General features: G+C 69.6%; 12 protein-coding genes. 5 read left to right on the forward strand and 7 right to left on the reverse strand.

The features are described 5' to 3' along the window. Nucleotides 1-28: 28 nt before the first annotated feature. From AC1DHD_RS09360 to AC1DHD_RS09375, 4 genes are all read right to left on the reverse strand, one after another. Nucleotides 29-910: an anti-sigma factor gene (locus AC1DHD_RS09360; protein WP_476879441.1), complete on the reverse strand. Its 882-nt coding sequence runs from the start codon at nt 908-910 to the stop codon at nt 29-31. A 1-nt stretch (nt 911) separates the two neighbouring features. Next, nucleotides 912-1,517: an ECF RNA polymerase sigma factor SigK gene (gene sigK, locus AC1DHD_RS09365; RefSeq protein ID WP_476879452.1), complete on the reverse strand. Its 606-nt coding sequence runs from the start codon at nt 1,515-1,517 to the stop codon at nt 912-914. Between the two features lie 259 nt (nt 1,518-1,776). Continuing rightward, nucleotides 1,777-2,244 carry a tRNA (cytidine(34)-2'-O)-methyltransferase gene (locus tag AC1DHD_RS09370; RefSeq protein WP_476879442.1) on the reverse strand — a complete coding sequence of 156 codons (468 nt, stop codon included), beginning with the start codon at nt 2,242-2,244 and terminating at the stop codon, nt 1,777-1,779. A 28-nt stretch (nt 2,245-2,272) separates the two neighbouring features. Next, complete coding sequence (locus AC1DHD_RS09375; protein WP_476879443.1) at nt 2,273-3,247, reverse strand: J domain-containing protein; 975 nt, start codon at nt 3,245-3,247, stop codon at nt 2,273-2,275. Nucleotides 3,248-3,372: 125 nt separating this feature from the next. Here AC1DHD_RS09375 and AC1DHD_RS09380 point away from each other — a divergent pair, with 125 nt between their 5' ends. Then, a complete protein-coding gene (locus tag AC1DHD_RS09380) occupies nt 3,373-4,275 on the forward strand; it encodes a diacylglycerol/lipid kinase family protein (RefSeq protein ID WP_476879444.1) in 903 nt (300 codons plus the stop codon). A gap of 10 nt (nt 4,276-4,285) precedes the next feature. Continuing rightward, the gene (locus tag AC1DHD_RS09385) at nt 4,286-5,017 is read left to right on the forward strand and encodes a hypothetical protein (RefSeq protein ID WP_476879445.1); all 732 of its coding nucleotides are present in this window, start codon (nt 4,286-4,288) and stop codon (nt 5,015-5,017) included. Between the two features lie 40 nt (nt 5,018-5,057). Here AC1DHD_RS09385 and AC1DHD_RS09390 read toward each other — a convergent pair whose 3' ends face one another. Then, nucleotides 5,058-5,468 carry a hypothetical protein gene (locus tag AC1DHD_RS09390; RefSeq protein WP_476879446.1) on the reverse strand — a complete coding sequence of 137 codons (411 nt, stop codon included), beginning with the start codon at nt 5,466-5,468 and terminating at the stop codon, nt 5,058-5,060. Between the two features lie 92 nt (nt 5,469-5,560). Between AC1DHD_RS09390 and AC1DHD_RS09395 the strand changes: the two genes are divergently transcribed. Beyond that, nucleotides 5,561-6,259, forward strand: a complete 699-nt coding sequence (locus tag AC1DHD_RS09395; RefSeq protein ID WP_476879447.1) for a helix-turn-helix transcriptional regulator — start codon at nt 5,561-5,563, stop codon at nt 6,257-6,259. Here AC1DHD_RS09395 and AC1DHD_RS09400 read toward each other — a convergent pair. Beyond that, on the reverse strand, nt 6,201-7,109 hold the full coding sequence (locus AC1DHD_RS09400) for a DMT family transporter (protein WP_476879448.1): 909 nt from the start codon (nt 7,107-7,109) through the stop codon (nt 6,201-6,203). The two genes, AC1DHD_RS09395 and AC1DHD_RS09400, sit on opposite strands and share 59 nt — an antisense overlap. 51 nt (nt 7,110-7,160) lie before the next feature. Here AC1DHD_RS09400 and AC1DHD_RS09405 point away from each other — a divergent pair, with 51 nt between their 5' ends. Beyond that, on the forward strand, nt 7,161-8,390 hold the full coding sequence (locus AC1DHD_RS09405; RefSeq protein ID WP_476879449.1) for a cysteine desulfurase family protein: 1,230 nt from the start codon (nt 7,161-7,163) through the stop codon (nt 8,388-8,390). On the opposite strand, the gene AC1DHD_RS09410 is transcribed toward AC1DHD_RS09405, so the two are convergent. Beyond that, a complete protein-coding gene (locus tag AC1DHD_RS09410) occupies nt 8,387-9,628 on the reverse strand; it encodes an NAD(P)/FAD-dependent oxidoreductase (RefSeq protein ID WP_476879450.1) in 1,242 nt (413 codons plus the stop codon). The genes AC1DHD_RS09405 and AC1DHD_RS09410 overlap by 4 nt on opposite strands. A 233-nt stretch (nt 9,629-9,861) precedes the next feature. Between AC1DHD_RS09410 and mnmA the strand changes: the two genes are divergently transcribed. After that, nucleotides 9,862-10,733: tRNA 2-thiouridine(34) synthase MnmA (mnmA, locus tag AC1DHD_RS09415; RefSeq protein ID WP_476879451.1), on the forward strand; the 872-nt coding region annotated here is incomplete at its 3' end.

The following is a 10,733-nucleotide window of genomic DNA, read 5'->3' on the forward strand; positions in this document are numbered from 1 at the left end:
GTTCTTATGGTGTGTGGGCTGTGGCCGGTCAGGCGCCCAGCGGTGCGGCGGCCACCGTCGGCATGGTGGGCGTCTTCGAGCCGCCCACCGGTTCCACGGTGATGCCGAGGGCAGCGGCCGAGCCGATGCCCGTGACCACGGCCGGCTTGGACAGCGCGGCGGCGTCCATCAGGCCCTTGGAGACCGGCGCGGAGCCGTCCTTGGGGATCAGCCACATCTGGTAGACCTTGCCCGACGGCGGGGCAGGAACGCCGTTCATCTTGACGACGGCGGCGTCCTTCGACGACGAGAGAGTCAGCGACGCCGTGCCGCCGCCGATGACGTCGACTGTGGCCTTGCGCACGTCGCTGGCCTCGAGCACCTGGTTGACGGGGTCGTTCTGGTTGGCGACATAGGCGCCCACCCCCACCCCGCCGACGGCGATCGCAGCTGCGGCTGCGACACCAATAAGCCAGTTGCGCATGCCCTGCGGCCGGCGCCGTTCCTCCCGGCGCTGGCGTGCCGCGCCGAGTTCGTCCACGACCGGACTATCGGGGTGTTCCCGGACCGGCCGTGCTGCAACGGGGGGAGTGCCGGTGCCGGCGGGCGTGGCGCTGCCGGACTCCGCGGCCTGGACGGGCAGAGCGGCCACGATGCGGCCAAAGAGTGCCGCCGGCGGCTCCTCCTCCGCGGTGAAGCTGGTGGCCAGCGTCTCGCGGGCCTGCCGGACGCGTTCCTCGAACTCGGCGCGGACGGCCGGGGTTGCCTCCGCGATGTGGCGGTCGACGGCGGCGCGTTCGGCGTCGTCGAGGGCGTGCAGCGCATAGACCTCGGCGAGGTCAACGGCGCGGCCGGAGCTGAGGTCTCCGGCGATGTCGGTGGAGAAGCTGCCGGGTGTGCGGCTGCCGTCCTGCGGATCGATGTGGTTCATCTCAACTCACCCCCAAACAGGTTTTCAGTCGGATCAGTCCGTCGCGGATGCGGGACTTGATGGTGGGAACGGCGGCGTTGAGCTTTTCCGCGACTTCCCGGTAGGTCAGCCCGCCGTAGTAGGCGAGCCGGACGGATTCCTGCTGTGTGTCGGTCAGGGTGTCCAGGCACCTGACCACGGCCTCGGCCTCGAGCCGGCTGCCGACCTCGTCGGAGACCGAGTCGTGGTCGATTTCCTGGCTGCTGGCGCCGTAGCGGGCCTCCCGGTCGGTGGACGACTGCGACGACCGGACCTTGTCCACGGCCCGGCGGTGCGAGATCGTCATCAGCCACGCGAGCGGACTGCCGGCGTCGGCGTTGAACTTTGCCGCGTTCTGCCAGACCTGGAGGAAGACTTCCTGGGTGGTGTCCTCGCTGAGTTCGACGTCGATCAGGACCCGGCGGGCCATGCCGAATACCCGGCGCGAGGTGAGCTGGTAGAACTCGGCGAACGCGGCCTGGTCACCGTTGGCAATCTGTCCGAGCAGAACTCCGAGCCGGCGGTTTACGTCGGCTGAAGCGCTGGGGGGAGCGGCGGCCTCGGGATTCGGGGCATTCGGAGTTTCCATCATCTTCAAGCATAGGGTGCCAGCCGCCGGTCGCGGGCCAAGCCGGGGCTGAACTGTACCGTGCGGGTCCGCAATCTGATGGGCCGGACGTCTATCCACCTGCAACGTTGTCACCTGCCGCTCCTCGCTCCCTTCGCTTCCTTCCGTGGTGTCTCACAAAAGATTCGGAGCGGGCCGGGCGCCGGATGGGCCGGACTGGAGGGCTTTTTGTGCCGGCCGCGACCGCGACCGGGGTCGGCCCGCGGTGCTTGAAGTTGGGCTAGAGCTTGGCGCCCGCGAAGCCCTGCTGGCGCCAGGCCTCGTAAACGGCGATCGAGGCAGCGTTGGCGAGGTTAAGCGACCGCAGGGCCGGCAACATGGGAAGCCGCACCCGCGAGGTTACGTGCGGATCGTGCTTGACCTCCTCGGAGAGGCCCACGGACTCCCGGCCGAACATCAGCACGTCGCCGGGGCGGTAGCTGATGTCTGTGTAGGACGTTTCGCCGTCGGACGTGAAGGCAAAAACACGCTCCGGCTGCAGGGCGGCCCAGGCGGCGTCGATGTCGGGGTGCACGGTGACAACGGCGAGGTCGTGGTAGTCCAGTCCGGCGCGGCGGAGCTTGGCATCGGAGAAATCGAAGCCCAGCGGCTCCACCAGGTGCAGTTCGGCCCCGGTGATGGCGGCCAGTCGGATGGCATTGCCGGTATTGCCGGGGATTTCGGGGCTGTGGAAGAGGATGCGGAACACGCCTCCATCCTAGCCAGCCGGCCGCGGGCTAGTGCATTCCGCGTAGCAGCCTGGCGAGCACCGGGACGTTCACGGTGTTCGGAGCCGGCCCTGACCCGAGGAACTGCTTCAGGCCGCGGGCCAGCCCGGCGGCGTTGACCACCTGGACCAGTTCGTGGCTAGCCGAACGGTCCCGGGCTGAGCGTCCGTGCCGGTCGATCACAGGCTCGTGCAGGTTGCCGTCCGTGCTGTGGACCACGGTCCAGCCGGTGACATTCAGTTCGGGGAAGATGTCCTGCATCCGCCGCACCACATGGGCCAGCTGGGGCGGAGCCACGGAGCGGCCGCCGTGGTTGAGGGTGCTGCCGTTCCATGCGTAGGCGCCGGGCGGCAGGAGCATGGACCCGATGATGGCCAGCCGGTAGCCGGACAGCAGGACGTGGTCGATGTGGCTGTTATCCGCCGGGGACTGCAGGCCGTTGACCAGGCGGGCGGCAGGGATGGYCGGCAGGATCTGCCGGGTGATCAGCTGCACCGTCCGCATCTCACGCTGGATGCGGGCCTCGGCGCCGAAGATGCCCCGCCGGCGGGGCATCCCATGGACCTGCTGCCGCGCCGTCGACGCCGGGATCAGGGGTACCCCGCCGGCAGCCTCGACTTCCTCGAAGGACGGGACATAGACAGGGGCATCCGCGGCGGTGTTGCGGGGTGTATTGGGGCGGCGGACGTGCGCAGAGGCCCGGCTGCCGGCTGCCGGCGCGTCGAAAAGTGCTCCGTCGTCGGCCGGGGCCGTGCTGCTGGAGTACGCGGTGCCGCTGCCGTAAGAGCGGTCGTAATCCGCGCGGCGCCGGGCATCGATGAGCGTCTCGTAGGCGAGGGTGACCCGGCGGAACGTCGCGGCGTCGCCCCCGTGGTCGGGGTGGGCGGTGCGGGCAGCCTTGCGGTAGGCCACCTTGATGTCCTTGTCCGTCGCGGTGACGGGGATCCTGAGGACCTGGTAGTGCGAGCTGTCGGCCTGCGTCAAGCAAGATTCCTTTGTGTCAGTGGAGCCAGTCCGGCCTGGACCTCCGGCGTGGCCAGTTTAACCAACTGGGGGAATAACGAGCGCGTGACCGCGGAAGGTTCCCGCCGGCTGGCATAATTCAGCGCATGAAGATCGCCCTTGCCGTCAACCCGCGCGCGTCTTTTGGCCGCGGGCAGCATGCCGGCCGGGAGGCGGCGGCCTGCCTCCGCGCCGCCGGAGCGCAGGTCCTCGAGTTGTGTGAGGACAGCTACGACGCCCTGGCCCGCGCCGTGGACAAAGCTCTCGCCGACGGCGTGGACGCCCTGGTGGTGGTGGGCGGCGACGGCATGGTGCACCTGGGGGTGAATGCGCTCGCCGGGTCCGGCGCCGCGTTCGGCGAAACACCCCTGGGCATCATTCCCAGCGGCACGGGCAACGACATGGCCCGTGCGCTCGGCCTCCCGCGGCATGACATCCCGGCCGCGGCCGCACGGGTCCTGGCCGCACTGCCGGCGGGCGGCCGCCTGATCGACGCGGGACGGGTCAGCTCGGCGGGAAAGACGCACTGGTTTGCCGGGGTGGTCTCGGCGGGCTTCGATGCTGCCGTCAACGAGCGGGCCAACAACTGGCGCCGGCCGCGCGGGCAGGCCCGGTACAACCTGGCGATGCTGCGCGAACTGGCCACCTTCCGCGCCATCGATTACACCGTCACGGCCGACGGCGAACGCTGGCAGCAGGGGGCCATGCTCATTTCGGTGGCCAACGGCCAGTCAATCGGCGGAGGCATGAAGGTGGCGCCCGACGCCGTCCTCGACGACGGGTACCTGGACCTCTTCATCGTCCGGCCGCTCTCCCGCGCGGGCTTCCTGGCCGTCTTCCCCAAGGTCTTCTCGGGCCGTCACGTGGCCCACCCGGCCGTGGAACTGCGCCGCGTCCGGCGGGTCGAACTGGAAGCGCGTGGGGTGGTCGCCTACGCGGACGGGGAGCGGRTCGGACCGCTGCCGCTGACCATCGACGTTGTCCCCGGGGCCCTCCGGGTCCTGGCGTAGGGGAGGGGATATGGCTACGCGCAACACGCCCGGAAGCCGGGCTGCCGTCCGTCTGGCAACGACGCCGCGCCCCCGCATTGGCCGCGCCCGCGTAACCGGCCTACTCCTGGCGCTGGTGCCGCTCCTGGCGGCCTGCAGTGTGGGCGTCCCGGATCCGGCAGCGCCCCGGCCCACCGGCAGCGCGGCCCCCACCCTGGCGACCCCGACGGTGACGCCGGGGTACGACGCCGACGCTGTCGCGGCCCGGAACCTGCCCCTTGCCGCGGGGGACCGTCTCGCGGCCGGAGTCCCGGTGCAGCTCTCGGACGGACTCCATGACGCGCCGCGGTGGAAGACCTCCAAGCAGGCGGTGGCCGGTGCCACCGAATACCGCAAAGCCGACGGCTGTGTGGTTGATGCCAAGGTCCGCGTAAACCAGTGGCCTTTGGCCGTCGCCGGCGACGACAAGGCGTCCACGGAGGCGCTCTTCCACTACCTGGATCCCACCATCCAGCCGGCCTACCTCAAGACCGCCACCCTGCGCTGGGGCGGCCAGCCGGACAAACCGGCGCCGAAGGTGGAAGTACTTGTCTTCGAAGACGGGAAAAAGGCCGGGTCGCGGGCAACGGCCAGCTATGCCCGGCTGTTCGCGAAGGCCGGCTCGTCCGTGTACATTTCCGTATCCTGCCCCGGGCCCGCCGCGCTCGCGGCCGCGCGGGCCGACATCGCCGCCCGGCTCGCCGTGGTGCCGCCGTCGTCCTGATCCCTTCCGGGACGGACGAGCGGCGGCCACCAGGAGCTGCCTACCGGCCCTTTGCGGGCGAGAGGCGGTTCAGGGCCAGGGCTCCGACCAGCAGCCCGAAGTCGCGCAGGGCCACGTCGAAGAAGCTGCCCAGGACCAGCAGGTTGATGATGATGCCCAGCAGCCACACCGCCACCAGCAGGGAGCCAAAGCGCGGCCGGAACGCCACGGCGAGGCCGGCGATGATTTCGACGATGCCCACCACATACATAAAGGTCTGCGCCGGGACCGGCACCACCGAAGTCGCCACCGGCGCGAGGTACATCGTCCAGTGGGTGAGCAGGTTGGTGAACTTGTCCAGGCCGAAGATGATCGGCGCCACAGTAAAGACCGTGCGCAGCAACAGGTAGGCCTGCCGCTGCTGGCCGGCAACGCTTATGACCGGAGCCGAAAGGGTTGTTGAAGATTTCATGGGTCTACGCCTTCTAAAGTTGAATACTTTGATTTTAGAATGAGAGTGCTGAATTAAGCAACGCATCTTGTTTTTAGAGTTAGGCTGGGCCCATGAACCGAGTTCCCTGGATCAGCAGGGTGGCCGCCGTCGCCTCGCTGGGCGACGAGAACCGCCGCCGCCTGTTCGACGTCGTCACCGCAGCCCCGGACGCCGTGGGCCGCGACGACGCGGCCGCCGCTCTGGGAATGGCGCGGAGTACGGCGTCGTTCCACCTGGACCGCCTGGTGCGCGACGGACTGCTGGCCGTGGAATTCCGGAAACTCGGCGGCAAGGAGGGGCCGGGTTCCGGCCGGCCGGCCAAGTTGTACCGGGCCGCAGTCGAGGAGGTCTCCGCGTCAGTCCCGGAGCGCAATTACGACCTCGCCGCCGAGCTGCTGGTCTCCGCCGTGGAGGATTCGGCCGCCGACGGCGGATCGGCCAGGGACGCGCTGCTGCGTGCCGCCCGCGTCCGGGGCGGGGCCGCGGCTGACGCCGCCGGCGCCGACGATTTCCCGTCTGTACTGGTCGCCGAGGGCTACCAGCCCGCGGACGACGGCGAGGGCGGCCTGGTGCTGCTCAACTGTCCCTTCCACCGGGTGGCCCAGGGCCATGCCGGCGTGGTGTGCGCGATGAACGGCGCGTTCCTGGGCGGGGCCGCGGCAGCCTGCGGCGTGGACCCGGCCAGGGTGGAGGCGCTCGACATCGAACAGCTCAGGGCCGACGGAGCCGCGTCCCCGGTCCAGTGCTGCGCCCGGATCCTGCCGTCCTGAGTGCGGCCCGGCCCTTAAAGCCGGTCAGCAGCACCCCGGCAACAACCAGGAGGCCGCCGGCTACCTGAACCAGCGTCAGCGGCGTGCCCAGCGCCACCGTGATGATGGCAGTAAAGACGACCATCAGGTTCAGATAGTTTCCTGCGGTGGCCGGCGGGGTGGTCTTCAGGGCCAGGTTCCAGAACAGGTAGGCGCCGAGGGAGGGGAACACAGCGATGTACGCCAGCGACCAGCCGCCCACCGGGGTGTCAGGGAGCCGCACCTGCAGGGCGACGGCGAAAGGCGCCAGCATAACGGTCGCCATGGCGACCTGGACCGCGGTGGCGGCAATGGCCGGGACCTCCAGCCGGCGGGCGATGATCGTGTACGCAGCCCACACAACGATCGCACCGACCATCATCAGTTCGCCGGTGTTGAACGAGAGGCTGAGCACCCGCTGCAGCTCCCCGCGGGTCAGGACCAGCAGCACCCCCATCAGCCCGAGCCAGCCGAGCCGGGTGGTTTTCTCGCCGAGCACCACGATCGCCAGCACCACAATGAGGGCCGGGTTTACCGCCGTGATCAGGGAGGCATTGATCGCCGAGGTGTAGCCCAGCGCGCCGTACAGCAGCAGGGTGTAGCTGACCATGCCGAGGACGCTGAGCAACAGCAGGACAGGCCACCGCCGCAGCACCGCGCGCCAGTCCGGCTTCTCCACCAGTTGGGCGAGGGCCAGCAGTGGCACGGCAGCGAGCGTCCAGCGCCAGAATGTCAGGTCCAGAGGCGTCATCGAGGCAACCGCGGCCTGGCCCACCACGAAGTTCCCGGACCAGAACAGGGTGGCCAGGAYGAGGTASAGGGACGCYTTCACCGCTYGAATGTACACCAGCGGTCCCCGGGCGCCGCACAGTAGAATTGGGCTGTGCCCGTATACCTAGACCATGCCGCCACCACACCGCTCGCCGCAGAGGCGCTGGCCGCCCTGACGCGCGAGCTGGCCCGTACCGGCAACCCGTCGTCGCTGCACGGATCCGGCCGTCGCGCCCGCCGGGCCGTGGAGGACGCACGGGAGACCCTGGCTGCCGCGGCCGGGGCCCATCCCTCGGAAGTCATCTTCACCTCCGGCGGGACAGAAGCGGACAATCTGGCCGTCAAGGGTTTGTACTGGGCCCGCCGCGCCGAAGCTTCCGGCCGGACGCGCATCCTGTGTTCCGCCGTCGAGCACCATGCCGTGCTGGACACGGTGGAATGGCTGGAGCGGCACGAGGGTGCCGAGGTCCGCTGGCTGCCCGTCGACGCCGACGGCGTGCTGGACCTTACGGTCCTGGCCGCCGAGCTGGCCGATGATCCTGCCTCGATCGCCCTGGTCACCGTTATGTGGGCAAACAACGAGGTGGGCAGCATCCAGCCTGTGGCCGACATTGTGCGGCTGGCCCACGCCGCCGGTGTCCCCGTGCACTCCGACGCCGTGCAGGCGTTCGGATCCGTGCCGGTCGATTTCCGCGATACCGGCCTCGATGCCATGTCCATCTCCGGCCACAAAATCGGCGCACCCGTGGGAGTCGGTGCCCTGCTCCTGGGCCGTGCCGTCACGCTGACGCCGGTCCAGCACGGCGGGGGACAGGAACGTGACGTGCGCTCCGGCACCCTGGACACCGCCTCGATCGCCGCCTTCGCCGCGGCAGCCGAGGCCGCCACGGGCCACCTTGCCGCGGAGTCGGCGAGGATCACCGCGTTGCGGGACCGGCTGATCGAGGGGGTCCGCGCGGCGGTTCCCGAGGCTGTACTCCGCGGCGCCCCCGGGCCCGGCCGCCTGCCCGGCAACGCCCACTTCACCTTCCCTGGGTGCGAGGGCGACTCGCTGTTGTTCCTCCTGGACCTTGCCGGCGTGGAGTCCTCCACGGGGTCGGCCTGCACCGCCGGGGTTCCGCGGCCGTCCCATGTATTGCTCGCCATGGGCCTGGATGAGGACACCGCGCGCGGTGCCCAGCGCTTCACCCTGGGCCATGCGTCGTCCGAGTCCGACGTCGACGCCCTCCTCGCGGCCCTGCCGGGGGCCTATGCCCGCGCACGCCAGGCCGGAATGGCCGGACACGAGTCCAGCATCCAGACCGCCGGGACCGTGTTCCGGCAGTCCGCCGCGCAGGGCTAGGCGTCCGGCAGCAGCTGATCCAGCGGGACGTCGGTGTCCGCCAGGGCGCCGGGACTGATGGCGGTCCGGGACGCGATGAGGGCCTTGATGGCTTTCTGGGGCTTATCGGACCGCGGCCAGTTGACGTTCATACCGGCCACCACCTGGCCGCCGCGCTGCCAGAATGCAAGGAAGGCCTTCTCCTCGAGCGAACCCCGGACCACCGGAGGGCCGTCCACCAGGCCCGGGAAGCCCGAATATTCCATACTGACGTCGAACTGGTCCGTGTAGAAATAGGGAATTGTGTCCAGTTCCGCCTGCAGGCCCAGCATCGCCTTCCCTGCGACCTTCCCGCCGTTGAGGGCGTTGGACCAGTGCTCGCTGCGGTGGTGCTTGCCGGTAAACGGATGTAGCGCGTTGGCGACGTCACCGGCGGCGAAGACTCCCGGGGCGGAGGTCCGTAGCGACGCGTCGGTGAGGATCCCGTTGTCCAGGTCCAGGCCGGCCGCCGCGGCGAGCGACGTTTCCGGAACCACGCCGACGGCGACGACCACGAGGTCCGCCGCCAGGACTTCTCCGGTGTCCGTGCGGACACCGGAGACCCGTCCGGCATCGCCCAGGATCTCGGCGGCCGACGCCGGCAGCCGGAACCGTACGCCGCGGGATTCGTGCAGGGACCGGAAGAAGCGGCCGAGGTCGGGCCCGATCGCGGCTTCCAGCGGCACGTGCTCCAACCCCAGCAGGGTAACGGTGTTGCCGTAGGAACTCGCCGCGGCGGCCAGTTCCATCCCGATCCAGCCGGAACCGACCATCACCACGTTCCGGCCGCCGCCGGCGAGGGCGTCCCGCAGCCGGCGGCTGTCCTCCACGGTCCGGAACGTCATCACGCCGTCGAGGTCCTTTCCGGGCAGCGGAATCGAGCGCGGCCGCGCACCGGTGGCCAGCAGGAGCGAGGTATAGGGGAGCCGTGAGCCGTCGGCGAGGGTCACGGAGCGGGTGCCCGTGTCCAGTCCGGCGGCCGACACACCGGCGCGGAGGTCGACGTCGTTCTCTGCGTACCAGCCGGCCGGAACCACCGGAAGCGCCTCCTCACCGTCTTTGCCGAGTAGGTACTCCTTGGACAGCGGCGGCCGGAGGTAGGGGGCGTGTGCCTCTTCCGCCAGCAGGACCACAGGCCCGTCGAAGCCTTCCGCACGGAGGGTTTTGGCGGCGGTGGCCCCGGCCAGCCCGCCGCCCACGATCACGATGTTCTCGGTCATCTTTGCCCGCCCGTCCTGTGCTGTGTGGAGCCCTTTGTGGGGCCCTGGTTTCTAAAACCGTCAATGCCGACGTTAGAAGCCCGGGGGAGCGCCGTCAAGGYCTTTCGGCCGGCCGCCCAGGAGAGCTTTTTGGGGGAGGATTCGGCGTGGCGATAGAATGGCGGAGCGGACACTGTGTTAGCTCCAGCGTCGGAGCCCGGCCGCGAAAACCCCATCTCCTAAAGAAAGCCAGCATGCGAGTTCTTGCAGCCATGAGCGGCGGCGTCGATTCGGCCGTCGCCGCAGCCCGCGCGGTCGAGGCCGGCCACGACGTCGTCGGGGTCCACCTCGCGCTTTCCCGTATGCCCGGAACGCTGCGGACCGGCAGCCGCGGGTGCTGCACCATCGAGGATTCCCGTGACGCCTGGCGGGCGTGCGACGTGCTGGGCATTCCCTACTACGTGTGGGACTTTTCCGAACGCTTCAAAGAAGATGTGGTCCAGGACTTCATAGACGAATACGCCGCCGGCCGCACCCCCAACCCGTGCATGCGCTGCAATGAGCGGATCAAGTTCGCCGCACTGCTGGAGAAGGCGATCGCCCTTGGGTTCGACGCCGTCTGCACGGGCCACTACGCCAAGGTCATCACGGACGCCGACGGCAACCCCGAACTGCACCGCGCCGCCGACTGGGCGAAGGACCAGAGCTACGTGCTCGGCGTCCTGACCCACGAACAGCTCCGCCACTCGATGTTCCCGCTCGCAGACACCCCGTCCAAGGCTGAGGTCCGGGCCGAGGCGGAACGCCGCGGGCTTTCGGTGGCCAACAAGCCCGACAGCCACGACATCTGCTTCATCCCCGACGGCGACACCGCCGGCTGGCTGGCCGAGAAGATCGAGATGACCACGGGCGACATCGTGGACGAATCCGGCGCCAAGGTGGGGGAGCACCCGGGAGCCAACGCCTTCACCGTCGGCCAGCGCCGCGGCCTGAAGCTCGGCACCCCCGCCGCCGACGGCAAGCCCCGGTTTGTCCTGGAAATCCGGCCCAAGGAGAACAAAGTGGTGGTGGGCCCCGAGGCGCTGCTGGCCATCGATGAGATCCGCGGCATCAAGGTTTCCTGGGC

It is taken from the genome of Arthrobacter sp. 05L45_2 (genome assembly GCF_056397525.1).